Source organism: Achromobacter sp. FW305-C-13 (assembly GCF_058783475.1).
The window spans coordinates 956973-983723 of record NZ_JBYSYN010000002.1 but is presented as its reverse complement, the minus strand read 5'-3'; the positions used below and the strand labels follow the sequence as shown (position 1 = coordinate 983723).

General features: G+C 63.8%; 29 protein-coding genes. 13 read left to right on the top strand and 16 right to left on the bottom strand.

The features are described from left to right. Positions 1 to 48 precede the first annotated feature (48 nt). The gene (locus tag AC3WMU_RS15930) at positions 49 to 999 is read left to right on the top strand and encodes an AraC family transcriptional regulator (RefSeq protein WP_492282642.1); all 951 of its coding nucleotides are present in this window, start codon (positions 49 to 51) and stop codon (positions 997 to 999) included. Here the strand turns inward: AC3WMU_RS15930 and AC3WMU_RS15925 are convergent. From AC3WMU_RS15925 to AC3WMU_RS15905, 5 genes are read right to left on the bottom strand one after another with little or no spacing between them, the layout of a single operon-like run. Next, on the bottom strand, positions 929 to 2068 hold the full coding sequence (locus AC3WMU_RS15925; protein WP_006227673.1) for an SDR family oxidoreductase: 1140 nt from the start codon (positions 2066 to 2068) through the stop codon (positions 929 to 931). The genes AC3WMU_RS15930 and AC3WMU_RS15925 overlap by 71 nt on opposite strands. A gap of 7 nt (positions 2069 to 2075) precedes the next feature. Next, complete coding sequence (locus AC3WMU_RS15920; protein WP_454677797.1) at positions 2076 to 3047, bottom strand: Bug family tripartite tricarboxylate transporter substrate binding protein; 972 nt, start codon at positions 3045 to 3047, stop codon at positions 2076 to 2078. Positions 3048 to 3105: 58 nt separating this feature from the next. Continuing rightward, a complete protein-coding gene (locus AC3WMU_RS15915) occupies positions 3106 to 4023 on the bottom strand; it encodes an SMP-30/gluconolactonase/LRE family protein (protein WP_088589355.1) in 918 nt (305 codons plus the stop codon). An 11-nt stretch (positions 4024 to 4034) separates the two neighbouring features. Next, positions 4035 to 4361 carry an AtuA-related protein gene (locus AC3WMU_RS15910; protein ID WP_006227670.1) on the bottom strand — a complete coding sequence of 109 codons (327 nt, stop codon included), beginning with the start codon at positions 4359 to 4361 and terminating at the stop codon, positions 4035 to 4037. Between the two features lie 2 nt (positions 4362 to 4363). Beyond that, a complete protein-coding gene (locus tag AC3WMU_RS15905) occupies positions 4364 to 5722 on the bottom strand; it encodes an acyclic terpene utilization AtuA family protein (protein WP_006227669.1) in 1359 nt (452 codons plus the stop codon). Between the two features lie 108 nt (positions 5723 to 5830). Between AC3WMU_RS15905 and AC3WMU_RS15900 the strand changes: the two genes are divergently transcribed. After that, on the top strand, positions 5831 to 6724 hold the full coding sequence (locus tag AC3WMU_RS15900) for a LysR family transcriptional regulator (protein WP_492282641.1): 894 nt from the start codon (positions 5831 to 5833) through the stop codon (positions 6722 to 6724). Between the two features lie 62 nt (positions 6725 to 6786). Here the strand turns inward: AC3WMU_RS15900 and AC3WMU_RS15895 are convergent, their stop codons facing one another. Further along, positions 6787 to 7674 carry a LysR family transcriptional regulator gene (locus AC3WMU_RS15895; protein WP_492282640.1) on the bottom strand — a complete coding sequence of 296 codons (888 nt, stop codon included), beginning with the start codon at positions 7672 to 7674 and terminating at the stop codon, positions 6787 to 6789. A gap of 274 nt (positions 7675 to 7948) precedes the next feature. Between AC3WMU_RS15895 and AC3WMU_RS15890 the strand changes: the two genes are divergently transcribed. Then, positions 7949 to 8602, top strand: coding sequence for a hydrolase (locus AC3WMU_RS15890; RefSeq protein ID WP_280029759.1), 654 nt, complete (start codon positions 7949 to 7951; stop codon positions 8600 to 8602). Positions 8603 to 8687: 85 nt separating this feature from the next. On the opposite strand, the gene AC3WMU_RS15885 is transcribed toward AC3WMU_RS15890, so the two are convergent. Further along, the gene (locus tag AC3WMU_RS15885) at positions 8688 to 10028 is read right to left on the bottom strand and encodes a carotenoid oxygenase family protein (RefSeq protein WP_280029707.1); all 1341 of its coding nucleotides are present in this window, start codon (positions 10026 to 10028) and stop codon (positions 8688 to 8690) included. Between the two features lie 206 nt (positions 10029 to 10234). On the opposite strand from AC3WMU_RS15885, the gene AC3WMU_RS15880 reads away from it, so the two are divergent. Continuing rightward, positions 10235 to 10681 carry a hypothetical protein gene (locus AC3WMU_RS15880; protein ID WP_035214183.1) on the top strand — a complete coding sequence of 149 codons (447 nt, stop codon included), beginning with the start codon at positions 10235 to 10237 and terminating at the stop codon, positions 10679 to 10681. Positions 10682 to 10786: 105 nt separating this feature from the next. Beyond that, positions 10787 to 11386, top strand: a complete 600-nt coding sequence (locus tag AC3WMU_RS15875) for a DUF8467 domain-containing protein (RefSeq protein ID WP_006227663.1) — start codon at positions 10787 to 10789, stop codon at positions 11384 to 11386. Positions 11387 to 11415: 29 nt separating this feature from the next. On the opposite strand, the gene argE is transcribed toward AC3WMU_RS15875, so the two are convergent. From argE to AC3WMU_RS15855, 4 genes are all read right to left on the bottom strand, one after another. Beyond that, positions 11416 to 12591: an acetylornithine deacetylase gene (argE, locus tag AC3WMU_RS15870; protein ID WP_035214182.1), complete on the bottom strand. Its 1176-nt coding sequence runs from the start codon at positions 12589 to 12591 to the stop codon at positions 11416 to 11418. Positions 12592 to 12638: 47 nt separating this feature from the next. Next, positions 12639 to 13604, bottom strand: coding sequence for a LysR substrate-binding domain-containing protein (locus AC3WMU_RS15865; RefSeq protein ID WP_006227661.1), 966 nt, complete (start codon positions 13602 to 13604; stop codon positions 12639 to 12641). Between the two features lie 174 nt (positions 13605 to 13778). Beyond that, positions 13779 to 14450 (bottom strand): DUF1028 domain-containing protein, encoded by a 672-nt coding sequence (locus AC3WMU_RS15860; RefSeq protein WP_006227660.1) that lies wholly within the window; start codon positions 14448 to 14450, stop codon positions 13779 to 13781. Between the two features lie 20 nt (positions 14451 to 14470). After that, complete coding sequence (locus tag AC3WMU_RS15855) at positions 14471 to 14884, bottom strand: RidA family protein (protein WP_006227659.1); 414 nt, start codon at positions 14882 to 14884, stop codon at positions 14471 to 14473. A gap of 317 nt (positions 14885 to 15201) precedes the next feature. On the opposite strand from AC3WMU_RS15855, the gene AC3WMU_RS15850 reads away from it, so the two are divergent. The 8 genes from AC3WMU_RS15850 (at position 15202) to AC3WMU_RS15815 (ending at position 21981) form a co-directional block, all read left to right on the top strand. Further along, entirely contained in the window at positions 15202 to 15999 is a 798-nt protein-coding gene (locus AC3WMU_RS15850) for a maleate cis-trans isomerase family protein (RefSeq protein WP_006227658.1), read from the top strand. A gap of 43 nt (positions 16000 to 16042) precedes the next feature. After that, positions 16043 to 16834 carry a transporter substrate-binding domain-containing protein gene (locus tag AC3WMU_RS15845; RefSeq protein WP_006227657.1) on the top strand — a complete coding sequence of 264 codons (792 nt, stop codon included), beginning with the start codon at positions 16043 to 16045 and terminating at the stop codon, positions 16832 to 16834. A 124-nt stretch (positions 16835 to 16958) separates the two neighbouring features. After that, on the top strand, positions 16959 to 17672 hold the full coding sequence (locus AC3WMU_RS15840; protein WP_006227656.1) for an ABC transporter permease: 714 nt from the start codon (positions 16959 to 16961) through the stop codon (positions 17670 to 17672). After that, positions 17662 to 18351, top strand: a complete 690-nt coding sequence (locus AC3WMU_RS15835) for an ABC transporter permease (protein WP_492282639.1) — start codon at positions 17662 to 17664, stop codon at positions 18349 to 18351. The genes AC3WMU_RS15840 and AC3WMU_RS15835 overlap by 11 nt, the downstream gene beginning before the upstream one ends. Before the next feature lie 37 nt (positions 18352 to 18388). Beyond that, positions 18389 to 19174, top strand: a complete 786-nt coding sequence (locus AC3WMU_RS15830) for an amino acid ABC transporter ATP-binding protein (protein ID WP_006227654.1) — start codon at positions 18389 to 18391, stop codon at positions 19172 to 19174. 25 nt (positions 19175 to 19199) lie between these two features. Continuing rightward, the gene (locus tag AC3WMU_RS15825; RefSeq protein ID WP_006227653.1) at positions 19200 to 20225 is read left to right on the top strand and encodes an ABC transporter substrate-binding protein; all 1026 of its coding nucleotides are present in this window, start codon (positions 19200 to 19202) and stop codon (positions 20223 to 20225) included. Between the two features lie 78 nt (positions 20226 to 20303). Continuing rightward, positions 20304 to 21158 carry an ABC transporter permease gene (locus tag AC3WMU_RS15820; protein WP_006227652.1) on the top strand — a complete coding sequence of 285 codons (855 nt, stop codon included), beginning with the start codon at positions 20304 to 20306 and terminating at the stop codon, positions 21156 to 21158. 1 nt (position 21159) lies between these two features. Continuing rightward, positions 21160 to 21981, top strand: coding sequence for an ABC transporter permease (locus tag AC3WMU_RS15815; RefSeq protein WP_006227651.1), 822 nt, complete (start codon positions 21160 to 21162; stop codon positions 21979 to 21981). A 301-nt stretch (positions 21982 to 22282) separates the two neighbouring features. Here the strand turns inward: AC3WMU_RS15815 and AC3WMU_RS15810 are convergent, their stop codons facing one another. From AC3WMU_RS15810 to AC3WMU_RS15790, 5 genes are all read right to left on the bottom strand, one after another. Beyond that, the gene (locus tag AC3WMU_RS15810; RefSeq protein ID WP_052017952.1) at positions 22283 to 23242 is read right to left on the bottom strand and encodes a 2-hydroxyacid dehydrogenase; all 960 of its coding nucleotides are present in this window, start codon (positions 23240 to 23242) and stop codon (positions 22283 to 22285) included. A gap of 12 nt (positions 23243 to 23254) precedes the next feature. Continuing rightward, positions 23255 to 23725, bottom strand: a complete 471-nt coding sequence (locus AC3WMU_RS15805) for a type II 3-dehydroquinate dehydratase (RefSeq protein WP_035214171.1) — start codon at positions 23723 to 23725, stop codon at positions 23255 to 23257. A 10-nt stretch (positions 23726 to 23735) separates the two neighbouring features. After that, entirely contained in the window at positions 23736 to 24350 is a 615-nt protein-coding gene (locus AC3WMU_RS15800) for a glutathione S-transferase (RefSeq protein ID WP_006227648.1), read from the bottom strand. Between the two features lie 15 nt (positions 24351 to 24365). Further along, positions 24366 to 25364 carry an NAD(P)H-quinone oxidoreductase gene (locus AC3WMU_RS15795; protein ID WP_006227647.1) on the bottom strand — a complete coding sequence of 333 codons (999 nt, stop codon included), beginning with the start codon at positions 25362 to 25364 and terminating at the stop codon, positions 24366 to 24368. A gap of 83 nt (positions 25365 to 25447) precedes the next feature. Next, positions 25448 to 26569 (bottom strand): ABC transporter ATP-binding protein, encoded by a 1122-nt coding sequence (locus AC3WMU_RS15790; protein WP_006227646.1) that lies wholly within the window; start codon positions 26567 to 26569, stop codon positions 25448 to 25450. Positions 26570 to 26751 lie beyond the last annotated feature (182 nt).

Sequence of the window (26751 nt, the reverse complement as noted above, 5' to 3'; positions counted from 1 at the left end):
TGCTAGGCGCGCCAAACAAGACGACCAATAGCGTATAGTCTTTGAATTATGCGAGATCGTCTAAATAATGACCCCCTGGCATCCATTGTGGCGCTGCTGCGCCCCCGGACCGTGCTGTCGAAATTCGTCAGCGGGGCGGGCCGCTGGGCCGTCCAATACCCCACGTTCGGCCATCCCAGCTTCGGCCTGATGACGGCCGGCGCAAGCTGGCTGGCGCGTGAAGGCGCGGAGCCCTTCCTGATGCAGACGGGGGACTACGTACTGCTGCCCGCGACCCCGGGTTTCCGGATGGGCAGCGACCTGGACGCCCTGCAATACCCGATCTCACGCGTGGCCGAAGTCTGCGAGATCAACGAGGTCCGTCACGGGGCCGTCGACGGGAAACCCGCGGTACGGATGCTGGGCGGCCACTTCCTGTTCGACCCGGTGAACGCGCCGCTATTGGTGGGGCTGTTGCCCCCTGTCGTGCACATCAAGGCGTCAGACCCTGGCAGCGCCCGGCTGGGCTGGATCGCCCGCGCGATTGGCGAAGAGACCGCCCAGCCGCGACCGGGCGCCGACGCCATCCTGGTGAGGCTGGTCGAAGTGATGCTGATCGAGGCGTTGCGATGGACACCCACGCAAGAAGCCACGCCCCTTGCAGGATTGCTGGCGGGTCTGGCGGATGCGCGCCTATCGCAGGCATTGCGGCATATTCACGACGACGTGGCCCGGCGCTGGACGATTGCGGACTTGGCCGCCAAGGTCAGCATGTCGCGCGCGGCCTTCGCGGCGCGGTTCACGCAGGTACTGGGCGTTGCGCCGATGGAATATGTGCTGCGGTGGCGGATGGCGTTGGCCAAGGACCTGCTGTGGCATGACGGCCTGTCGCTGGGCGAGGTGGCGCACGCCATCGGGTATCAGTCCGCCAGCGCATTCAGTGCGGCGTTCAGTCGGTCGATCGGGATGTCGCCGAGTTCGTTTGCGCGCAAGCGCCATGCGATGGGCGGGGCGGAATGATCTTGCGCTCCATCAGCACCTCCAGCCAGTGCTTGACGCACGCCTCGGTGTCGTAGGCCTGCGTGAAACCCGCCTGCTTGATCTTCACCGTGCTGACAAAGGCCGGGGGTGGTGGCGTTTTCAGGCCGTAGCCGAACCGGGCATCGGCGGAATAATGGGATTCACCCAGGATTTGGGCCATGGTCAGAGGGCGCAAGCCATGCCGCTTGACGATCTCGTCCCACAGCCTCGCGCGGCTGGGCAGATAATCGGCCAGACGGACGGGGTGATCCGGACCAGGTTCGACGCCCAGGAACTCCGCCAGCGACGGCCACAGGTCGCGCCAACTGAAGACCTCGCCGTTAGTCAGGTTGAAGTGTTCGTTCCAGGACTGTGGGTTCTCCGCGGTCCAGACGCCCGCATCGCCGATGAGACGCACATCCACGGCTTCGCGCGGATAGGAAATATGCCCGGGATACCCGAACGGCTTGCCTTCGGCGCGGCACACCGCCGCATAGACACCGATGACTGGCACGGTATTCATGGCCACGCCCACGTTGGGGCCGACCACGATAGTGGGACGGAATATCGTCCAGCCGAAGCCGCACCGCGCGGCGGTTTCGCGAATGTAGTCTTCCTGGAACCAGTAAGAGTTCGGATGGTCGTCCCGGGGCTGGCGCTCGCGCGCGGGAATGCGGATGGGGTGCAGGTGCACGCCATAGGCCTTGGTGCCCTGCAGCACCGTGACATGGCGCAGCCCACCGCTGCGGGCCAGCGGCTCGATCACGTTCCTGATCATGGTCAGGTTGGTGGTCATCTGCTCCGGATCCTGCCAGCCCGCAATGAGGCCCGGCTTTTCATAGACGGCCGCATAGAAGACATGGGTGACTTGCGGCAAGGACTCGAAGGCGCGACGGCAGGCCTCGGCGTCCTGCAGGTCTATCTGCAGATGGGTGAACGGCCGTTGGCTGATGATCTCCGGACGCCGCCGGGAGACGGCGATGACTTCCCAGCCGGCGTTCAGGAAGGAGTCGATGGCCGCGGAGCCCACCAACCCGCTGGCCCCAGTGACGATAACGGTACGCGACATGATTGCCTCAGTCCATTACAAGGTTGATCTGCTTGAAGAGCTCCTTGAAGCGCACGTACTCATCCGCCATGCGCTTGCCGAAGACCGCGCGGCTGTCCGTGGACGGAACCACGCCCAGGCTGGCGAACTTTTCCTGCGTTTCCGGGGTATTCACCGCCTTGACGATTTCGTCGTGCAGACGGTCCAGGATGGCCTGCGGCGTACCGGCGGGCGCCACGATTCCGTACCAGGCGACGCTTTCCGCGCCCGGCAGGCCGGCTTCGGCAACGGTGGGAACGTCCGGCAGCAGGGGCGAGCGTTTGGTGTCCGCCACGGCCAAGGCGCGTAGCTGGCCGGACTTCACGAACGACAGGATGGGCGGAACGCCGCTGATGACCATCTGGGTGCGACCGCCCAGGGTGTCGGTGATGGCATCGCTATTGCCCTTGTAGGGCACGTGCAGGATTTCGGTCTTGGACAGGTGCTGGAACAACTCACCGGCGATATGGCCGCTGGTGCCGACGCCTGCCGAGGCGTAATTGACCTTGTTCGGATTAGCCTTGATGTAGGCGATCAATTCTTTCAGGTTCGTCACCGGAATCGAGGCGTTGACCAGGATGACGTTCGGGCCCGTCGCCACCAGGGCGACGGGCGTCAGGTCTTTGAGCGGGTCATAGGGCATCCTGCTGCGCGCATTGGGATTGACCGTGATCGGCCCGGCGGAGGCGAAGCCGATGGTGTAGCCATCCTTGGCGGACTTGGCGACGAGGTCGGTGCCCAGGTCTCCGCCGGCCCCGGACTTGTTCTCGACGATCACGGGCTGGCCGAGTTGCTCGCCCAAAGGCTTGGCGACCAGGCGAGCAATGATGTCGATGGAGCTGCCCGGGCCAAAGGTGGCGATCAGGCGGATGGGACGCGCGGGATAAGAATCGGCAGCCTGTGCGCTCGTGAAGGCCGCCAGGCTCAACGCCAGCCCGGCAATCAATCGGAAAGAAATCATGATCTTGTCTCCGGTGTACGGTGATTTTTATGCGTGAATGGTGTGCGCGGTACGCAGGTCAATCTCTGTGCGAGTACATCGGCTTGCCGGGATGCGGCAGGCGGGCCCGCAGAATGACGCCCTGCTCCGCTTCGGTGATATACAAGCTGCGCATGTCCTCGCCGCCGAATGCGACATTGGTGGTGCGCATGCCTGCGCAGGACCGGATGCGGTAGAGGGGTTCGCCCAACGGGCTGAATAGCCATACGGTGCCGGCCTGCGCGTGGACCACCGCCAGATTGCCGGCGTCGTCGATGGCCATGCCGTCCGGCCCGGCGGTGCTGCCGGACAGCTGGATGAAGCGGCTGGCTTTCTTCATCTGGCCACCGGGTTCCAGCCGCAACGCATAGATCGCGTTGTCGTGCGTGATGGCTACATAAAGCACCGTCTCGGCTTTGTTCATGACCAGGCCGTTCGGCCCAGCCAGGCCATCCATCAGAAGATCCACGGTCTTGCCGTCGGCGCGCAGGCGGAAGACGCGGCCAGTGGGGTTCTCCAGAGCGCTTTCACCCTGATCGGTGAAGTACAGGTCGCCGTTGGATGCGAAGAACAGATCGTTCAAGCCCTTCAGCCCTTCACGCTGCACGTGCTGCAGGTACGGCCGGATGGTGCGGGCTTCGGGATCCAGCAGCATCAGCCCGTGCAGGTGATCGGCAACGAAGATGCGTCCGTCGCGATGGATTTTCAGGCCGTTGGGCTCGCCTTCGTAGCTGACGATGACCTCGAAGTTGCCTGCGGGATCCACGCGCAGGATGCGCCCATGCGCCAGATCGACGCACCACAGATTGCCGGCGCGATCGAACGAAGGCCCCTCCAGAAAAGAGTGCATCTTCACGTGGCGCGCGGCCAGCCAGCTTGAAGCCTGCTCGGTCAGGTACAGGGATTCGGGCAGCCGGGCGAATACCTCGGTGCCCATGGGTTCGGCGGGTGGATACATGGGTGATCCTTTCAGGATTGCGGTTGATTGGCCGGCAGCTCGATTCCCAGCATCAGCGAACTGAGCGACTTGCCGTGCGGATCCAGCCGCAGCGAGCGCGTGACGCCGCCGGAAAGCACGTTCGGGATGACGAAATTCAGCGCCCTCAGGCTTTCCACCTCGTAACGACGCACCTTTCCTGCTCCCAGATGCGCAAAGGCCCGCTCGACGCGTTCGTCGGTAAGCGCCTGGCGCAGCACCCGCCAACCGTCGTCGTCGTAAGCAATGACGGCGATGCTCGAGGTATTGCCCTTGTCACCGGCGCGCGCATGCGCCAGGTCATAAACCAGAATGCTCATGGTCAAGCTCCCAAGGTAATCACTTCCGGGGTGACCCAATCGCGCGGAATCAGCAAGGAATCCACAGCGATGACCTCCTTGGCGCCCAGGTTCACCGGGCCGCCTGCGCCGTAAGGCCCCTGCATATTCAGCTGCCGAACGTGGTCGCCAAGCAGGTGGGCGCTCTTTCTGTCCGGGCAGCGCGCGGCGACCCGCAGCCGAACCTCGTAGGGATGGCCGGCCAGCGCTTGCGCATGGTCGCCATGCAGGCTGGTGATGCCGATCAGGTCGACCTGGATTTCGCTGGCCTCGCCGCCATCGAGACGAAACCGTTCCTTCACCGTGTCGGCTGCCAGCCGGGCCCGCGCGATGGCATTCACGCCTGCGTAGGCCACTTCTCCCGTGCCGATCCAACCGTCGAAGTATCCGACCACGACCTTATAGCTGTCGGTGCGCGGCGCGGCGTGAATACCGCGCACCGCCACCCGGTCAGCGTTCTGTTCTTCGAAATGCAGGCCATCCAGGTTCAGTACGCAATCGGGCGTGACATAGGCCCTTGGGTCGTGAATTTCATAGAGGGCCTGCTCGGCGCACGTCATGCGGTCCAGGCGCCCGCCCGAACCTGCGGGCTTACCGATATAAAGCTCCCCGTCGCTGTATAGATCGGCATAGGGATACGCCAGCTCGGCCAATCGCGGAACGTCTTTCTTGCCGGGGTCGGCGAAGTAGCCGCCGGTGATCTGGGCAGAGCATTCCAACAGGTGGCCCATGATGGTGCCGGCCGCCAGTCTGGGCAGGTCGTCGTAGCCCCAACCGTGGTGATGCAGGGCCACCCCGAGAAACAGCGAGGGATCAGCAACTCGGCCAGTCATGACGACGTGCGCACCGGTGGCCAGCGCATCGCGGACGACATCGGCGCCCAGATACGCATTCGCGGAAGCCAGCTGTGGCAGGATCGATTCCAGCGGCAGGTCGCGGTCCATCAATCGAAGTCCTGGATGCTGGCGCACTCGGTCGGCGACGTCATCGCCGACGATGGCGGCGCATTTCAGGTCGTCCCACCCCAACTCGTGGCCGATCTCCAGCGCGGCCTGGGCGGCGCCCGCCGGATTAGCCGCGCCCATGTTGGACACCAGCCGAACGCCCTTGTCCCGGCAGGCGGGCAGAAAGGCGCGCATGCGCTCCTGCAGCATCGGGTTATAGCCGTGAGCCCCATCGTGCCTGCGCGAAAGTGTTTCGCGCGCGATGGTTCGCTCGGCCAGGCACTCGCACACCAGATAGTCGATATCGCAGCTTTCCAGCAATGGCATGGCGGGGCCGATGCGGTCATCGGCCATGCCGGCGCCAACGCCGATGCGTAGCCGCTTGCGCGGTTCATTCATGTCTGTCTCCGTCCGTACTTGCGTTTCACCCCAGTATGGTTCGACTTTCCTGATATGGAAATTGCTATATTTACATCTTGGTGATAACTCAAACGCATCACGCAAGCGATGACCCTGACCATTTCCGAATTGGAAGCCGTGCTGTTGGTGGCTGAGACGCTGAACTTCCGCATGGCTGCGGAACGCGCGCATATCTCGCAGCCGGCCCTGAGCCGCCGGGTGCAGGCCGCGGAACAAAAGCTTGATGCCAGGCTCTTTGATCGTGACAAGCACGGCGTCGCGCTTACCGCCGCCGGCGCGGAACTGGTGCCCATCGCGACGCGCATGCTGTCGGAATTCCGCGATTCCCTCAGCGATCTGTCGGAGTTCATCGCGGGCCGTCGCGGCAGCATCAACGTGTGGGCGCTGCCCTCGGTAGCTTCCGCCTTGTTGCCAACGGCGGCACGGGCCTTCCAGAAGTCGCACCCCCAGGTGCGGCTGAATATCCACGCCGTCTCTGCGCGCCAGATCACGCAGGCCGTGTCGGAAGGCAATGCGGACATTGGCATCTCCATCGAAGTTCCCGACCAGCCGGCCAGCGTGACCTTCTCTCCGCTGCTGCAAGAAAAGTTCGTGCTGATCTGCCCCATCGACGATCCGCTGACGCGGAAAAAACGCGTGGACTGGAGTGTTTTCGCCGACCGTCCCTATATCGCGAGCGGTCCGGCCAGCAGCATTCGCCAGGTAACCGACCGGATCCTTGCCGCCTCGGGGCGGATGCCGGAAATGAACTATGTGTCCGACAATATTTCGGTGGTGGGCGCGATGGTGGCCGCCGGCGTAGGCATCGCAGCGGTACCGCAGTTGGCCCTGCGCCTGATGGATGCCACGCGCCTGTGCAGCTTGGCCCTGCATTCGCCCATCGCTTCGCGCGAAATTGGCATATTGCTCAAGAAGCAGCGCTCCTTGTCGGCGGCAGCCCTGCATTTCCTGGATACGTTGCGGCGTACGGACCCAGCCTAGGAACGCGCAGCACGGGCCGGGCGTTCAGGACAGCAAGGTCCGAAGCCCCCCTTCGCCCTACCTCAGCTCCCCGCAAAATGCGGCGACGGCCCGAAATGTTCGATCAACAGCTCCGTCAAGACGCGTATCTTTCGTGCGGGATGCTGGCCCGGCGGGCGGATCACGTAGGCGCCGGCAGGCGGCGGGGGATAACGGGTCATGATGGGCACCAGCGCACCGGCGGCCACGTAGCCATGGGTAAGGCAATCGGGCAGATAAGCGACCCCGAGCCCGGCCGTCGCGGCGGCGACCAAGGCCGCGCCGTTGTCGGCCTTGAAGCGCCCTTGCGGGCGGACCGTGATGGTCTTGTCGCCATCCATGAACTGCCAGGTCTCGGTGCCCTGCATAAGGGCCTCATGCGCGGCGAGTTCGTCTGGTGCCTCGGGCGCCCCATGCGCCTGGATGTAGCCGGGGCTGGCGAGCAGCTTGCCGTGAATGGGACCGACGCGCCGTGCGATCAGGTTGGAGTCCTGCAGATAGCCCACTCGTATCGCACAGTCGTAGCCTTCAGCGATGAGATCGACGAAGCGATCGCTGTAGCAGGTCTGGACATGAAGCTTGGGGTGGCGTCGCGCCAACTCCACGACCACCGGCGCAAAATGCGTCAGGCCGAACGACACCGGCACGGCGACTCGCAAGCGGCCATGCAGCTCGCCGGCGGGCACGATCGTTTCCCGGGCGATGTCGATCTCAGCGCAGGCCCTGGCCGCATGGTCTCTGAAAATCGCCCCGGCCTCGGTAAGCGCCGCCCCGCGTGTGGTTCGCGCAAGCAACTGGACGCCAAGCTCCGTTTCCAAGCGCAGCAACCGACGGCTGACGATCGATTTGGAAACGCCTAGTCTAAGTGCAGCGGGCGATACGCCGCCCGCATCGGCGACTTCGATGAAGGTCTGAAGTTCTTCGATATCCAATTTGCGTGGCTCCCCGTTTTGCGACGCAGTTCGCCGCAGGATAGCACTACGTGACCCGCGTCGAATCAGCCTGCTCCGCGTTGCGGCAGCCTACTGTGGTGGTGTTCCCGTTTGTGCGACACAGCTTGCCTTGGAACGGAACTACCGCATCAAGATGCGCGAAAACATAATGCGGGATCCGGGCAACGTCGCCACAAGCGCACGCTTTCCGGAAGGCACTTGCAGCGCGACTCGCAATGCAATCTTCGCAACCACAACAAACCAGGGATCACTAATGACTTTTCGTAACGGCCTCGATTCGCTTCTCCGTCCTGAGGATTCGGTACTCGTCCTGATCGACCACCAGCCTTATCAACTTACCAACCTGAACAGCCACGACCCGCATGCCGTGGTCAACAATTCGACGGCGTTGGCAAAGGCCGCCAAGGTCTTCGGCGTGCCCACGATTCTGACGAGCGTGATCGCGGCGCGGGGCGGCGTCATCTTTCCCCAGATCACCGATGTCTTTCCCGGCCAGGAAGTCATAGATCGCACGTTCATCAACACGTGGGAAGACAAAAAAGTGGTCGACGCGGCCAAGGCCACAGGCCGCAAGCAGTTGATCATCGCCGGGCTGTGGACGGAGGTCTGCGTCGCAATGCCGGCGATCCAGGCGGCGGGCGAAGGTTGGGATGTGACGGTCGTCACCGATGCCTCCGGCGGCGTGTCGGTCGAAGCGCACGAAGTCGCCCTTCAGCGCATGGCGGCGGCCGGCGTGAATCTGATGACGTGGATGGCGGTGGCCGCCGAGTGGCAACGCGACTGGGCGCGCGTCGACACCGCCGCCGGGCTGACCGACATCCTCGTTCAGCATGCCGCCGGTAGCGGCATTGCCTATCTGTGGGAACAGCAGTTGCTGAACACGCCGGTACCCGCCACGGCAGGCTGATCGTGCTGGGGATGACCCGTCCGCCAGCACCGCGTTTCAAGGTGCGGCTTGGTCATCCCTTGCACGCGCGCGCTGACCCAGTGCCTTAACCCGTTTCATCCCCCCGTGGCAGCCACGCCCCGTGGAACCCCGCCGGAATCCGGTGCGGCAACCGCACTGTCGCCAACGGCCCCGCATCCAGATCACGCCCATCCAGTACCACCACGTCACTGGTGTCGCTGGCCTGGCGATACACGCACGCGAGCACCCAGCCATCGTCCTCATCCCGCGCGCCGGGACGCGGCACGAACACCGGCTCGCTGTTCTGGTCGCCGGGCGGCACGCGATACTGCTGGGTCGGGCCGTTTTCCAGGTCGTAGCGCACCACGCCGCGCATTTCCACATTGCTAGGCTGCTGCACCGCGTAGGCATAACGGTAAGAGCGCCCGGTGCGGCCCTCGTTGATGCGCGGCAATTCGATGCCGGCCTCGTCCCATTGCCGCTCGCTGACCTCGCCGCGCGCCAGATCGATCACATAACGCCACAGCGCGCCCAAGGGGTTCTCTTCGAAGCCCGCGCCGCTGCGCGACACACGCAGGTATTCCGGGTAGCGCACCACATCCAGCACCAGCGTCGTGGCATCCAGATCGTACGCGTTCACCACGTGCAGGATGAAGCATGGCGCCACCTCGAACCAGCGTATCGGCCCGCCAAGGCGCGCAATCACGCCCAGTCGCGACTGCCGTTCGTCGTGCCAGCGCAGCGGCATGCGGTAGCCGCGCGACAGCATGGAAAAGTCGTACGCGACGTTCAGGTCCAACAGGATGCTGTAGCGGCCCGTGATCGCCATGTCGTGCATCATCGACGGCGCAGGCATGTCGATCAGTTGGTCCAGCACCGGCTGGCCGTCGGCGTCCGCCACGCCATAGCGCAACCAGGGCTGTTCCCAGTGGGAACGGAAGCTCATCAACTCGCCGGTCACGGGGTCCACTTTCGGATGCGCGGTCATGCCGCCCGCCAGGCCTGGATGACGCCGGCTGGTTCCCAGAAAGTCCAATCCCGGCGTCATCGCCAGCGGCGCGCCGCCCTCGGCCAGCGCCAGCGTTTCACCGGCGTGGCGCAGCACGTTGACGTTGGGGTTGGTGTCAGGCAGGTCGGCCGCCAGATGCGGCGCATGTTCGCTTGCCCAGATCCGGGTGCGAGCCCAGCGGTTGCGGTAGCTTGCCGCCCGGCCCTCCCGGAATTCAATGGCGTGCAGCATCGCCGGCTGGGGCCACCACGACAGCACGTCATTGCCCTCGAAGCGCCCGCGCAGCGGATTGGGGCCGTTGCGCACCAGTATCCCGTCCAGCTCGGGCGGCAGCGCGCCCTCCACGGGCAGGTCCATCAGGTCGATTTCATTGGACAGCGGCGCGGTGGCGCCAGCGTTCAAATCGAATGAGCTCATCGTTGCATCCTTGATCGCGATAATCGCTGGACGCATTTTTACCCGGATTAAATTAATCCGTCAATATTACCCGGATATAAATTAGTAAAAAACAGGCCAGGCAAAGGCCCATACCCCATCTTGGGTATGGATGAGCGGGACTCGGTACCCGTAGGCCAAGCTAGACTGAAAGCGTCAGGGTCCCCATCACCTGAATGGAGTTTTTCATGAAAAAGTCCATCTTCCCCGGGGCGGCTCCCCTAGTTCTTTACTGCCTTTGCGCGACCGCACAGACCGTGACGCCGATGAACGGCCAGTCTGCCGAATTGACTCAGCAAGACGTCGCCGCATGCCAATCGCAAGCTGGCGGCACAGGCAACGCCGCGCCGCCGCCATCCGGCGGCCGTGCCCGAGGCGCGGCGACCGGAGCGGTTGCCGGCGCGGCGGTCGCGGGCGTACGTAGCAATCAACACGAAGCGCTCTCTGACCGCGTCGACGACGACGTCAAGCAAGACTATCGACAAGAAAAGGCGAAAAACGCTGCGGTGGCCGGCGCAGTGGTAGGCGGTTCCCGCCAGCGCCAGGATCGGCGCGAAACGGCGCAAACCAACGCCGCCGCGTCTTCGGCCTACACGAATTGCATGCAACAACGCGGGTATCAGGTCACGCCTTGAGTCATCATCAATCCTTTCCCTGAACGGAAGCCGTTCGCAAAAAGGACAGGACCCGCATCCATAAAGCGATACCATCTCGAACACCGCCAGGAGCCGGAGCCCGGGATGGGAACCAACAAAACGCGCCAGTTGGGCGTATTCATGACCGCTGACGACGAAGTGGCGTTCTTCAAGGCGCTTCACACTCGATTGCCGGCGATTCGCTGCATCGATGTGTCCCAACAAACTCATACCGCCACGCCCGTCTATGGGACTGATATTTCCGCTTGCGCGGGCCGCCTCGTCACGCTGGTCGATTCAGACCTCGTTCCGGAAAACGACTTTCACGCGCGGTACGTGGTTCGCCATCCCGGTGGCGATCACTGGATATACGCCATCGTTGGGCGCGGGCTGATCAACCTGCTGCGCGCCGCGCCGGCGAACTATGCACCCGACTGCCTGCTGAACGGCGAACTTCGCGCCGCCATCCCGGCGTCTGACACCGAGACCGCTGCGCTTGCTGACATCGCCTTCGATACTGCGGCGCAGGCGCACAAGGTCTACGGCTTGGACCTTGCCAATGGCGAGGCCGCGCGCCGCGCCGAGCGCAAGCTGATAGCCTGGCCGGACGCCGCCGCGCGATTCAACGGCAGCGATGGCCGCTATCTGACTAACCACACCGAAGCGTGGTTCGTGGCGCGTGCGGCAGGCAACAGGCGCCACTGAATCCTCTAGTGAAGATCCGGATCCCGGCTTTACGCCATCAGATACTGCGTCAGCTTCTCCATCATGGCGTCGCACGCTTCCAGCTGCGATAGCTCGACGTACTCGTCGGCCTTGTGCGCCACTTCGATGCTGCCCGGTCCACAGATCAGCACCGACGTCTGCGCCCACAGCTGCTGGAACAACCCGCCCTCGGTGCCGAAAGCGGCTTTGACGAGCGGCGTGTCCGGCGGCAGCCACGAGGCCAGCAGCGTGACGGCTTCCGAGGCGTCCGCCGTGGCAAGGCCGGGATAGGTATTGACGGTCGTGACCTGGGGCGGCTCGGCATCGGGCCGGGCGCCCGCGGCGCGCATTTTCGTTCTGGTAAGCGCCAACACCCGCTCCAGGATCTGGTTCGGGTCATCCTGCGCGACGTTGCGGATCTCGAAATTGACTTCACATTCCGCAGGCACGATGTTCAGCGCCGTGCCGCCCTTGATGGTGCCCGCATGCACTGTCGTGTACGGCACGTCATAGCCGGATTCGCGCGGCCCGTGTTCGGCAAGGTCGTGCTGCACGTCGCGCAAGGCGCTGATCAGATCGCTGGCCGTGTGGATGGCATTGACAAAATGAGGCGCCAGCCCCGAGTGGCCTGCCTGGCCGCAGCACAAGGCGCGGTAGGCCGCTTTGCCCTTGTTGCCGGTGCCGATCTTCATCAACGTGGGCTCTCCCACGACGCAGAGCAGCGGAGCCGGTTCCATGTGTTCCAGCGCCCGCAGCATATGGCGCACACCCACGCAGCCGATTTCCTCATCGAACGACAGCGCCAGATGCAAGGGACGCGCAAGCGGCTGGCGGGCGGCGCGGATCATGGCCATCACGGCGCAGGCGACGAAGCCCTTCATGTCTGCGCTGCCCCGCCCATAAATGCGCCCATCGCGCAGGGTTGCCTCGAAGGGCGGCGAGGTCCAGGGCTGGCCCGTCACGGGGACCACATCGGTGTGGCCCGAGAGCAGGATGCCGGGCACATCCAGTGGGCCCACGGACGCGTACAGATTGCTGCGCCCGGCGTCCTGCGGGTCCGCCACCAGCGTGGACGCGATGCCGGCCTGCGCCAGCAATTCCCGCACACGCTCGATGAGTTCGATGTTCGGCGTCAGCGTGACGGATTGGAACGCGAGCAATTCGCGCAATAGGTCTGGACTGTTGTCCGGAGTCGGTTTGTTCATGGCATCGGCCTGCAAGACTATGGAAGGCGCTAGCGCGCGCCGTCCGTTCATTTGTTTTCGGGAAGCACGTAAGGATCGAAGAAACTGCCTTCGCTCATGCCGGGAATGTATTGATCAGAGATATAGGAGCGGCAGCGCTGCATGAACACCTCGGTCAGGCGCGACGGCTTCATCGGCTTGTAGGTCGTCAGGCCTAGCAGCATGGGGCGGTGTTCACCCACCAGGCGCAGCCGTACCAGCCGCTTGCCATCCAGCGCTTGCGTGGACTTTGGCCGCACGTTGAACAAGGCATAGCCGATCCCGTTGGCCACCATGGACCGCACCACTTCCTCCGAACGCGAACGCGCCACGATGTTCGGCTCCAGTCCGACCTTCGCGAACAGGGACATGAAGTAGTCACGGCTCAAAGGCAGGTCCAGCAACACCATGGGCAGGCGGGCCAGGTCCTCCAGCGTCACCGCGATCTGCTGCGAAAGCGGATGCAGTTCGCTGACCACCACATGGGGCGGCAGACGCGCCAGTGCCTCGAACGATATCTCGTCGCCCAGCCTCAGGTCGTAGCTGAGCGCGACGTCGATCTCCAGCGTATGCAGCTTGTCGATCAGCAACTGCTGGTCGCCTTCGACCATGTGCAGCTCGACCTTGTCGAATGCGCGCGCGAAGCCGAAGATCACCTCGGGCGCGATCATGGCCGTGAGCGACTGAAAGCAGCCCACGCGCAAAGCGCCCTGGATCGCATTGCTGGAGACGGACGCGATCTTGTAGAGGCGCGACGCGCGGTCGAGCAGGTCTTCGCATTCGCTCATGACCTGTTGGCCTAGCACCGTCAGGGCCAGGCCCTTGGACGGATGCCGGACGAACAACTGCACGTCCAACTCGGTTTCGACATGTGCGATGGCGGCCGAAATCGAAGGCGCCGAAATGTGGATCTGGCTGGATGCCGCGGCGATACTGCCATGCTTGGCCGTGGCGACGAAGTACTCCATCTGGCGCAGCGAAATGCGATTGAGCATAGTCCGAAGTGAGAAAACTGGAGCAGGCTGGAGGGAGATGGCGTTCCGGCTGGCGGACCGTCACCGTGGCCCGGCGCCGGCATGCGCCGCACCGAGGAAAAGTGTCCCACTATGCCCGGACAGCGGCCAGGACGCTCCTCGGGTTTTCTCGCACTCGCCAACTTCCACAGCCTGTCACAGATTGCCGGGCACGCCGAAGCTTGGCGCGGCGCGCGGATCCCGGGCGCGGGTAACGTAGTCCTGGATCTGGGGCTCATAGACCTTCCAGGCCTCGTAAAGCGTCTCGACGGGGCATTGCTCCACCCAGTCCATGCGCAGGTCGACGATAGGCCAATCCAGCTCCGCCACCACCAGCAGCCCGGCCGAATGCACCGGCCCCTCTTCGCCGCCCGCCGCCTGCCCCGCCAGCATGGCCTGCATCAGGCGTTCAGCCAGCGAACCCGGCGTCTTCTCGAACGCCGACAGCATGGCGGCGGGCACATCCAGCGACGCCAGCATATTGCCCGCGCACGCGGCGTGCTCGCCCTTCGCGCTGGCCAGGCGGCCCAGCGCGTTCGACCCGGTGAAGATGGCCGGCGCCTGCGTGGCGTCGATGGCCATCAGTTGCCGGTAGCTGATGAAAGGACGTTCAGCCAGGGACTGCAGCGCGCGTTCGGGCGAGTGGCCCTGGCTCATCGCGTCAAGGATCAGCGGCCCAAGGGCGGGGTCGGTGATGTTCTGGCTGACCGCCGCGCCGACGCCTGCGCGCGCGCGGACGCAACGCGCCGCGACCGCGGGTGACGACGATGAGACGGCCGCGCCGAATTGGCCTGTGGCCGGACAACGGGCAATGATCGAAAAAGTCATGACCTGGGCCTCCTGAGGCGTCAATCCGGAATAACAGCAGTCGCGTCGATTTCCACCAGCCATTCGGGGCGCGCCAATGCCGACACCACGATGCCGGTGGATACGGGGAACACGCCCTTGAGCCACTTGCCGACCACAAGATAGACCGCCTCGCGATAACGGGGATCGATGATGTAGATCGTGATCTTGCAGATGTCCTGCAGTTCGCCGCCCGCTTCTTTGAGCAGCATGTCGATGTTCTTCATCGCCTGCTCCGCCTGGCCGGTGGCATCGCCGATGCAGACGCTCTCGGACGTGTCCAGGTTCTGGCCGATCTGCCCGCGCAGGAAGACGGTGCTGCCGCGCGCGACGACGGCCTGGCACAGATCGTTGTCGAGTTTCTGTTCCGGGTAGGTTGCCTTGGTATTGAAGGTGCGTATGCGCTTGTGCTTCATGGCTCGACTCATTATTAGGGTTTATCCGGGGACCCTGCGTCTGCCTGGCAAGCGGCATCGCATAAGGCCGTGACCTGCCCGCTGATGGTCGGCTCAAGCGGGGCGGCAGCCTATTTGTTTTTTCCGGCGTCCCGTCTCGGAAATCCTGACGCGGGCGGCGCCCCCGGCAATTGGCCCTCACCATGGCTTGGGACGCCTCGTCCGGCCATCAGGAAAATCGATCCATGCCAACGGAAAAGGCGACTTGGTCGCTCGGACCTCGTCTCTCATCATTGGTTTTCGCTGGCCGAAGCAACCTCTTTTTGCAGGGAAACCGGATGAACACCGCCTCAACGCCCCTACCCACCGCCTACCCCCGATTCCGCTACGACGGCTCTGGCGATCTTGCCCGCATCGGGCTGATCTACATCGCCTCCAGCGTCGTGATGGAAGAAGAAATGTGGGCCATGTCCGGTCCGGGGGTTTCCACCCATACCGCGCGCATCAAGCTGCCCAAGGTCACCGTGCAGGGCATCGAGGAAATGATGAACGCGCCGGAACTCGAACAGGCCGCGCGCCTGGCTGGCGCGGCACCCATCGACGTGTTGCTGTTCGGCGGAACCAGCGCCTCATTTCTGCATGGCACCGCCTACGATCAGGCGCTGATCCAGAAGCTGCGGCAATGGGTGCCAGGGCCGCAGATCACCACGGCGTCCACCGCCACGCTCGCGGCCTTGAAGCAGGTGAAGGCGGGCAAGGTTGCGCTGGCCACGCCGTATCTGCCGGAAATCCATGAGCGCGCCATCCGCTTTCTGCAGGAAAACGGCCACGAGGTCGTCAAGAGCGCCTGCCTGGGCATTTCGGATGACCATGCGCTGGCCGAGGTGTCGCTAGAGAAGGTCTATGACCATGTGATCTCGGTCGACCACCCCGATGCCACCGCCATCTTCGTTTCGTGCACCAACTTCCGGACCGTCGGGGCCATCGAGGCGCTGGAACAGAAACTGGGCAAGCCGGTGATCTCGGCCATCCAGGCCTCGTTCTGGCACTGCCTGGAACTTACCGGCGCGGCAGGCGCCAAGCCCGGTTACGGGTCGCTGTTCAACGCCCACCTGACCAAGGCCAACACGATGTAAGCACTTCGCCACGGCGGATAACCAATAAACAAGGGGAAAAAAGATGCATCTGCACAAAACCATCACGGCGCTGACACTCGCAAGCGCCTCGTTATTCGTCCTGGCGCCGGCCCACGCCGAGAAGCTGGTGCTTGGCAACGAGGGAAGTTATCCCCCGTTCAGCATGGTCGATCCCTCGGGTCGCCTGACGGGCTTCGAACCCGACCTGGCGCGCGAAATGTGCAAGCGGATGAAAGTCGATTGCGAAATCGTCGTCATGGACTTCAAGGCCCTGATTCCAGCACTGCTGCAGAAGAAGCTGGACGCCGTGGTCAGCCAGACCAAGCCGCTGCCGGAACGCAAGGAAAAGGTGCTGTTTGGCCGCCCGGTGCTGTTCAATCCGGATTCCTACGTGGTGCCGGAAGCGAAGAACTACACCTTTACGCCCGAAGGGCTCAAGGGCGTGCGCATCGGCCTGCAACGCGGGTCGGCGCAAGCCAAATACGTGTCCGAGACGTTCGGCAGCGGGGTGCAGATCGTGTTCTACGACAACCCCGACCAGATCCGGCTAGACCTGGCCAACGGGCGGCTGGACATGAGCCTGGGTCCCAAGATCAGCTGGACCAACGAGTTCCTGTCCAAGCCCCAGGGCAAGGGCTGGAAATTCGCCGGTGGCGACTTGTGGACCGGTGGCGGCGAAGCCGGCTCAAGCTGGATTGCCCGCAAGGACGGCGGCGAACTGCTCAACCGCATGAACGCCACGCTGGAAACCATCATCAAGGACTGCACCTTCACCAAGCTGCGCAAACCCTATATGGAAGTGGAGCTCCTGCCCGAGGAAGCGGCCTGCCGCTAGCCGCATACCCGCACCCCGCCTGGGCCGCCCGCCATTAGGGCGGTGGATCAGGCGGCGTGTTTCATACGCTTGCCAGGGCCTGCGCAAGGCGCCTTTCAATGTGAACAGGCTATAGGAATACCTCATGCCTTCGATGGGTTTCGTGCAGCAACTCGCGACCGGCGCGATGATGACGATCCAGGTCGCCGTCTGTGCCTATCTGCTGGCGCTGGCGATCGGGACGTTCTTCGCCCTGATCACGCTACGGCCGACATGGCTGGCCAGGATCATCTGGATCCCGTATGCCTCCATCTTCACCGGCGTGCCTTCGCTGCTGGTGGGATTCCTGTTCTATTACGGCGGCTCGCAGATCGTCGCCGGCCTGCTCTCGCCGTTTGGCATCGGTCAGCGTATCGAGATCACGCCTTTCATGGCGGCAGTGGCGGCGCTGGGCATGGTGTATGGCGCCTACCTGGCCGACTTGATACGCAGCGCCATCCAGAACGTGCCCCACGGCCAGTTCGAAGCCGCGCGCGTGCTGCTGGTGCCGCGCAGCGCCATCTGGTTGAAGGTGATCCTGCCCCAGATGCTGCGCCTGGCCTTGCCCGGCATGACCAATATGTGGATCGTCGTGCTCAAGGACACCGCTCTCATTTCGTTGATCGGCCTGAAGGAAATCATGGCCTACGCCAAGCTCGCTTCCGGCGTAACCAAGGAACCTTTCGTCTATTACATGTTGGCGGCGTTCTTCTTCCTCTTGATGACCTGGCTGACCTACTACGTGGCCCGTCGCGTTGAAACGTGGGCCGCGCGCGGCTTCCATCCCGTCGTGACCCAGGGAGCGTCTCATGCACTTTGATTTCCAGGTGGCCTGGGAGAGTCTGCCCAAACTGCTGGCCGGCTCCGGCACGACATTCGCCGTGCTGCTGCCGGTGCTTGTCATCGGCCTGCTGCTGGCGCTGCCGGTTGCCCTGGCAAGCTTCCGCCCGGGTCCGCGCGCCCTCTTCGCCAGCAGCTACATCGGTTTTTTCCGCGGAGTGCCCAGCCTGGTGTTGCTGTATCTGATCTATAGCGGACTGCCGCAGTTCTCTTTCGTACGCGATACCTTTCTGTGGAACGTCTTTTCCAGCGCGTATGTCTGCGCCTGGCTGGGCTTGGCGCTGACGCACTCCGGCTTCATGGCGGAGATCATCCGCGGCGGGCTGGCGGCAATTCCGAAGGGCACCATCGAAGCCGCGCAGACCCTGGGCCTGAAGCCCGCGCAAATCCTGTTCCGACTGCGGCTCCCGCTGGTCGCGCGTTATGTACTGCGCGCCTATCAGAACGAGTTGCTGATCATGGTGAAAAGCACGGCGGCCGTCAGCGCCATCACCCTGGTCGACCTGACGGCCGCCGCCAATACCGTGTTCGACTACACCTATGACCCGTTCACGCCCCTGATCACGGCGGCGGCCATCTACTGGTGCATTACCAACAGCATACGTCTTGGATTCTCGATCGCGGATCGGAAGTTGAACCGCTATCTCGCCAGAGTCTGAGCCGCCCGGCCGACCGTCCTTCAGAGCGCGAACCATCATGACTGCCATCCTGTCCAGCATCACGCCGCCGTTGTCCTCCGTCCGTTCTGAATGCGCGCCCGCGGTATCCATCTCGGGATTGAACAAGTTCTACGGGTCGTTCCACGCGCTGCGAGATATCCACCTTGAGGTATCCAGCGGCGAAATCGTCATCCTGTGCGGCCCTTCGGGATCCGGCAAGTCGTCGCTCATCCGGTGCATCAACCATCTGGAACAGCACGACTCGGGCGATATCCACGTCAATGGCACGGCGCTCACCCGGCGCCCGGAAAGCGTGGAGCAAGTCCGGCGCCAGCTGGGCATGGTGTTCCAGAGCTTCAATCTCTTTCCGCACATGACGGTGCTGGAGAACTGCACCTTCGCGCTGAAGATCGCCTTGAAGACGCCGGCCAGCGAGGCCGAGCAGACGGCACGGGAGTACCTCGCCAAGGTCAATGTGATCGAACAGGCCGGCAAGTATCCGATCCAGCTTTCCGGCGGGCAGCAGCAGCGCGTGGCCATCGCGCGCGCGCTCTGCCTGCGGCCGCGCATCATGCTTTTCGACGAACCGACGTCCGCGCTGGATCCGGAATCGGTCGGTTCCGTGCTGCGCATCATGGAAGACCTGGCCCAGACCGGCATCACCATGATCTGCGTCACCCACGAGATCGGCTTCGCCCGCAGGGTGGCCGACCGCTGTGTGTTCATGGAGGGCGGCGAAATCATCGAGACCGCGCCCGCTGAACAGTTCTTTGCCTCGCCGAGGAGCGAGCGCCTGAAGCATTTCCTCGAACAGGTTCTGTAGCCAACAACATAGAAAAGGGGTTGTCATGATCAAGAAACTTATTTGCGCGGGCATGCTTGCCGGCGCTGCCCTCGCCGGCACGGCGCATGCGCAGGATGCCCTGGTGGTAAGCACCTGGGGCGGCAGCTTCCGGGACCTTATCGATGAGACCATCTCCAAGGAGTTCACGCGGCAGACCGGAGTGCCGGTGAAGTACATCACGGGTGGCACCATCGACCGCCTGAACAAGGCCAAGCTCGCCACCAAGCCGGAAAGCGACATCACGTTCACCACATCGCACATCGGCTGGCTCTACGTCAATGCCGGTCTGTACGAGAAGCTGGACCTGAGCAAAATCCCCAATTATTCGCACCTGGTCGATCGCGCCAAGATCAGCCCGTACCACATTGGCAGCTGGGCGTATGTGTACACCATCGGCTATCGCCCCGACCTGGTTCCCGCCGGCATCACCTTCAACAGCTGGAACGATCTCTGGAACCCGGCGCTGAAAGGCAAGCTGTCCGCGCCCGATTTCGACCCCAGCCATATCATCGACATTTCGGCCCTGCTCTCGGGCGGCGACGCAAGCAGCTGGGAAAAGGGCCAGGACAAACTCAAGGCGCTGAAGCCCAACTTCAAGGCCTTCTACACCAACGATGCCAACAGCCAGCAACTGATCGCCGCCGGCGAGACACCCGTGCAGATCGTGTTGTCCATGAACGCCTATTACATGATCGGCCAGGGGGTGCCTATCAAGGTCGCGATGCCTAAGGAAGGCGCAGTCCTGGGGGTGGACACCATGGCCATCATGAAAGGCAGCACCAAAGCCGACCTGGCGCACAAGTTCATGAACATTGCGCTGTCGCCGGAGGTGCAGGCCAAGATCGTGGCCGCGAAGAAGGCCAGCCCCGTCATCGACGACGCCAAGGTCTCGCCCGAAGACGCCGCGCTGCCGGGCGTCTTCACGACCAAGCAGCAATGGGATACCCAGGCCATCGTCATCGACGACAAGCTGCGCGCCGAAAAGACCGCTGAGTGGCGCAAGTGGTTTACCGAAAACATCATGAACTGATTGCCGATACCGCGGCCTCGCGGCCTTGCGGGCCGCGGCGCCGCCGTGCTTTCACCGTACACGAAGGATGGGTCCACCATGGATGCGCGTTCCACCCTGCGGGGATGGCTGATATCCCCGGCCAGCTTCATCGCGCTGTGCATCTGCGTCGCCATGGCGGCCGTGCTGCAGTACAGCTTGCGCACTTTCATTCCCGGTTCGCTGGATGTCGGCGGCCTGACGCTCTCGAACTTCTCGGGCATGGGCAAGCAGATCTACGTCGATGCCTTTGTCAACACCTTGCGCCTGAGCGTGGAAACGACGGTCTTCTCCCTGCTCGTCGCGTACCCCTTGGCGTATGCCCTGGTCAGGGTGCGAAACCGCTACATCAAGTCTTTCATCCTGATCGTATCCATCACGCCGCTGTTCCTGGGCGAAATCGTGCGTACCTATTCCTGGATCATCGTGCTGGGCAGCACGGGCTTCATCAATTCGATGCTGCTAAAGCTGGGATTGATCGATACGCCGCTGGCGCTGATGTTCAGCCATCTTGGCGTACTGGTGGCGCTGGTGCACGTTACCGTTCCGGTGGTCGTGCTGATGTTGGCTACCGCCATCTCGCACATCGACCGCGATTACGAGAAAGCCGCCGAAAGCCTGGGCGCCGGGCCGGTCCGCACTTTCCTGACCATCACGCTTCCCCTGTCGATGCCGGGCATCCTGGCCAGCATCACGACCTCGTTCGCCTGGACGTTCAGCGCCTTCGCCACACCGCAAATGATCGGCGGAGGCCGCGTTCCGACGGTTTCCACATTGGTCTACCAGCTGGGGTTCTCGTCCATGAATTTTCCCCTGGCGGCCAGCCTGAGCGTTATGGGCCTGGGCCTGACGGCGATCGCGCTGATGCTGCTTGGCCGCGTCACGCGCCGTCTCAAGGTCATTGGAGGACACTGACATGGGTCTCCGTAAATCCCTGCCCCTGTGGCTGCGTATCGGCGCGCCGGTGCTGATCACACTGATTCTGGCCTTTGTGCTGCTGCCCGTCGTGGTGGTGGTGCTGGCTTCCTTCAATGAGAAAGCCTTGCTCACGTTTCCGCCGCAGGCCTGGTCCTGGCGCTGGTTCGAGCGTGTTTTCACCTACTCCGACTTTCGCGACGGCTTTCACGCCAGCATGGTGGTGACGTTCTGGTCGTCGTTGCTGGCGCTGGTCATCGGCACCGGCCTGGCGATTGCCGTCAAGCGCATGGCGTTTCCCGGCAAGAACATCCTGCAGGCGATTCTGCTCTCGCCGCTGGTGATCCCTCACTTCACGGTGGGATTGGGCCTGTTGATCCTGGTGGCGCAGCTGAACATCGATCGTGGCTACGGCATCGTGATTCTGTGCCACGTCATCCTCGTCCTGCCTTTCGTGCTGCGCAGCGTCTACGTCTCGATGGAGAACCTGGACGAGCGCCTGGAGCAAAGCGCCGCCAGCCTGGGAGCGTCGCCGGTGCGGGTCCTGTTCACAATCACCGTGCCCTTGCTGGCACCCGGATTGTTCGGCGGCTGGCTGTTCGCGGCCATCATGTCGTTCAGCGAATTCACGGCGTCGCTGTTCGTGACCACCCAGAACACGCAGACCCTGCCGGTGACCATGTACAACTATGTGCGCGAGTTCGCCGACCCCACCCTGGCCGCGCTGTCGGTGGTGTATATCGTGGTGACGGCCAGCCTGCTGATCTTCGCCAACCGCTTCCTCGGGCTGGGCAGGATCCTCAATATCGAGGACAACCACTAGAGAATTTTTGGGTCGAATGTGGAAGTTTGATTTTGTGACGCCAGGTTCGTTCTTGAGCCGCCGGAGTCCGGACTGCGGGATTCCGATGCTCGGCCCGGTGGTCCTGCGCTTCGGATCCCTCCGCCCGGCCCCCGGCTCACGGCATCTGCCCATGAGCGAGTTCAAGGCCACCGGCATCTACCTATGAACGGGTTTCAAAACCCTCGCATTGGGCGGCTTTAAGGCGAGGCCCCCGGAGCCATCCGAAGCGCAGCCCCCAGTGGGGCGAGCATCGGAATGGCGCAGGGCAGCCCTGAGCCCTTCAATAGCCGCGCGCCGGATCGACGCGGTTGGCGGGCTCCAGGCCCTGGCTGACTCGCAGTACGTTGTCGGCGATCTGTCCGGCGGCCGATGCCGGAATGGCCACCGAAGCCAGGTGCGGTGTAATGAGCACGTTGTCCATTCCCCAGAGCGGGTCTCCAGGCGGCAAGGGCTCGCGCTCGAAGACGTCCAGCGTCGCGCCGCCCAGATGACCGCTGCGCAGCAGGTCGGTCAGGGCCGCCTGGTCCACCAGCGCGCCCCGCGCCACATTGATCAGGGCCGCGCCGCGCGGCAGGCGCTGCAGACGCTCACGGTCCAACAGACCACGCGTCTGCAGCGTAAGCGGAAGCATCACCACCAGGATGTCGGCGCGCGACAGTACGGTATCCAGCGCCGCCATGCCGGCGTGGCACTCGATGCCTTCGATGTCGCGCGGGCTGCGCGACCAACCCAACACGGTCAGCCCCTGGCGGGACAGTTCCCGCGCCGCACAGGCGCCCAGTTCGCCCAAGCCCAACACCGCCACGCGCACCGTCTCCGGCGAGCGGGGGTGACGATAGGCCCACTCGCCCCGCCGCTGCGCCGCTTCGAAATAGGGAATGTCACGCGCATACCGCAGGGCGGCAAACAGCACATAGCCCGCCATCATGCGCGCCATATTGGGATCGGTGAGGCGGGTGATGGGTACCTCGGCGGGCAGGTCTTCGCGGCCGACGAGTGAATCCACCCCGGCGCCCAGATTCACGATAAGGCGCAGGTTCTTCATGCGGTCGAAGAAGCCCTGCGGCGCCTTCCAGACCAACGCGTAATGGATGTCGGCCGGATCGTACGCGTCGTTGCCGTGCACCACACGCAAACCGGGCAGGCAGGCCTGCATGGCATCGCGCCAGGCCGTGTAGTCGTCGAAATCGCTATAGAAGATCATTGCGCCCGACACGGCGGGACGGGGGGATGCGTGCATGGCCGGTCTACCTCAGGTGTCGCGGTTGATCAGGCGGGACATGGCCTCGATGGCAAGTTCGTAGCCATCGCCGCCCAGCCCCGCGATGACACCATCCGCGGCCTTGGAAATATAGGAATGATGGCGGAAGGCTTCCCGCCGCCAGATGTTGCTCATATGAACTTCTATGATCCTGCCCGGAAAGGATAACAAGGCATCCAGGATGGGCACCGACGAATAGGTCAGGCCAGCCGCGTTGATGATGACGCCCTGCGCAGCGCCGCGCGCTTCCTGGATCCAGTCGACCAACTGGCCTTCGTGGTTGGACTGGACGAAGTGCAACTGGATGCCCAGCGAGGCGGCCTTGCTTTCGCAACGCTGCTGCAGCACGGGAAAACTGTCGGAGCCATAGGTCTTGTTGGCATCCAGCCCGTAGAGATTGGCGTTCGGCCCGTTCAGAAACCAGACCGTGGAAGAGGTAGTGGTGGCGCTTCGCGTCGTCATGGAGGCAGTCTCAGGCGTCATGGGGAAGGGTCGCCTGCATGGCAGGCAATTCGTTGAACACGGAGAACCACGCTGCGGCGCGCGGATGCGCCGTGCGCCAGTCCAGTTCAGGAAAGCGGAAATCCAGATACCCCAGGGCGCAGGCGAGGGTCAAGTCGCCGATGCTCGGATGCGTTCGCGGCAGCTCGTCTGCCTGCGACTCGATATCCGCCAGGCAGGCCTGGACTTTGACAAGCTGCGCCTCGCGCCACTGGGGCCACTGGATCTCGGCCGGCCGGGCCGTGTGCTCGTAGCGCGCCAGCAGCGCGGCATCCAGCAGGCCGTCGCCCAGGGCTTGGCGCGTCAATGCGACCCAGCGGGCCGGCCCCGCCGGAAACAACTGCGTATCGCCGGCAGCCTCGGCCAGGTACTCGCAGATCACGCGGCTGTCGTAGAGCGCTCTGCCGTCCGGCAGGATAAGGGTGGGCACCTTGGCCAGCGGATTGTGGGCGGCGATGCGCGTATCGCGGTTGACCGGATGCGCGGCGCTGGCCAGCCATTCGATCTGTCCGGCCTGGCCGGTCAAGTGCGCGCACACCATCACCTTGCGCACGAAGGGGGACGTCGGGGCATAGAGCAGTTTCAATCCATTCTCCGTTTGTCAGGGTTTGAGGACCAGCTTGCCAAACACCTTGCCGCTTTCCAGCAACTGATGCGCACGCACGGCCTCGGCCAGGGGCAGGCTTTGCGCCATCCTCGGCCGGATACGGCCCGCGGCCACCAACGGCAGCACATGGCGCCTGAGCCCGACCGCCATCCGGGCCTTCTCGGCATCGGTCTGCGGACGCATGGTCGAAGAATGCAGGCTCAACTGCTTTTGCATCAGGGTCAGCAGTTCGATGGTGACGGCCGATCCCTGCAGGAAGGAAAGGCTCACGTGACGCCCGCCGAAGGCCAGCGCCTGCAGATTGCGCCGCACATAATCGCCGCCGACGATATCCAGCACGACATCCACGCCACGGCCCTGCGTGAACGCCGCGCAGGCTTCGACGAAATCCGTGTCATGAAAGCAGATCACCTCGTCGGCGCCGAGTTCGCGCAAGGCGTCCAGGCGGTCGCGTTCGCCGTCCGTGGCGATGACCCGCGCGCCGGCGGCATGCGCCATCTGGATGGCCAGCGTGCCGATACCGCCACCCCCACCATGGATCAGCACGGTCTCCCCCATGCGCAGGCGGCCCAGTTCGAACAGGTTGTGCCAGACGGTAAACAGGCCTTCCGGCAGGGCGCTTGCCTGCGCGTCGTCCAGCGCGTCGGGCACAGTCAGGGAATGATCCACGCGCGCCACGCACCACGGCGCATAGCCGCCGCCCGCAAGCAGGCTCATGAGGCGCTGCCCGCGCAAGGCATCCGGCACGCCTGGCCCGCATGCTGCTACCTCGCCGCAAGCCTCCAGCCCCAGCACGTCGGTCATGCCCGGCGCCGGCTTGCTCACGCCCTGGCGCTGCATGATGTCGGGCCGGTTGATGCCGGCCGAATGCACGCGCAACAACACTTCGCCCGGGCCGGGCGCCGGGACGGGCCTGCCGGCCAGCGTCAATACCGTGGCATCGCCGGGCTCGCGGGCGATGATGGCTTGCATTTCAGCGGGAATTTGATTCATGGCACTGTGCCTCGCGGACGAATGGAAACTCGGCGGCTGCGCAGGCGCCACCGCCAGGAAAGGGCATGCGCGTGAAGCCGTCCTCAGGACGGCGCGTTGAAGACACTGACCCCGTGGCCGGGCAGAGCAAGGCCCGCCACGGCGCCCACGGGCCATTCATGCAGGCAATTCAGGTCGAAGGTGCGCACCATGACGTGCTGGCGCCCTTCCACGGGAATGTGCACATCCAGGTACAGATCCACGTGATCGCCCTGGAACACGTGGTTGACGACCGTGCCGCTCAGGACTGATCCGCTATGCAGGGCTTCCAGCTTGATATGTTCTGGCCGTACGTAAAGATCAAGCCGGTGGCCCTCGTGCGACCCGCCCACCAGGCGCTGGCGGGGAATATGCGTCAGTCCCGCGCCCAGGCGCAGCTGGATGGTTTCCGCGCTGGTGCCGTGATAGTGCGCGGGCAGGATGTTGACGTCGCCCAGGAACGATGCCACGAACGGATCCTGCGGATTACGGTAGAGCTCGTCGGGCGTGGCGACTTGCCGGATCACGCCCTGATTCATCACGGCGATGCGATCCGACATGCTGAGGGCCTCGCCCTGGTCATGCGTGACGAAGATCGTCGTCACGCCCAGCCTGCGCTGAATATCGCGGATTTCCACCTGCATGGCGCCGCGCAGGCTTTTGTCCAGCGCGGAAAATGGCTCGTCCAGCAACAGGACCTTGGGACGTATCACCAACGCCCGCGCCAGCGCCACGCGCTGCTGCTGGCCCCCGGACAGCTCGCGCGGCTTGCGCTCGCCCAATCCATCCAGCTTTACCAGGGCCATGGCTTCCCGCACCCGCCTCTCGATCTCGGCGGCCGGCACGCGCCGCATCCGCAGGCCGTACGCAATATTGCGCTCCACGGTCATGTGCGGAAACAACGCGTAGTTCTGGAACACGATGCCGATCTGCCGCTGATACGGCGGCAGCGCCGTGACGGGCGTGTCGTCGATGAAGATTTCGCCCTCGTCGGCGTCGGCGAAGCCCGCGATCAGGTTCAGCAAGGTGGTCTTGCCGCAGCCCGACGGGCCCAGCAGCGTCAGGAATTCCCCGCGCTCGATCTTCAGGGACACCTGTTGGAGCACCGCGTGATCGCGATATTTCTTGACCACTCCCTCCAGGCGGACGGCGCTGGAGCTATCGGAGGCATAGGGACTATTCGGCATGGCTGCTGCACTCACGGAGTTCAGTTTCCCGGCGCGAAGATTCCGGGAAAAACAGGCGGTGGCCGCATGGCACGCAAGGCTGCGGCGCCAGCGTTTCTGGTGCAGTCAAGAATACGGTAAAGCCCTGTTTCCAGTGCGTTGCCGATGCTGATGGGGGCCATCGGAAAAAAGAAATCACGACG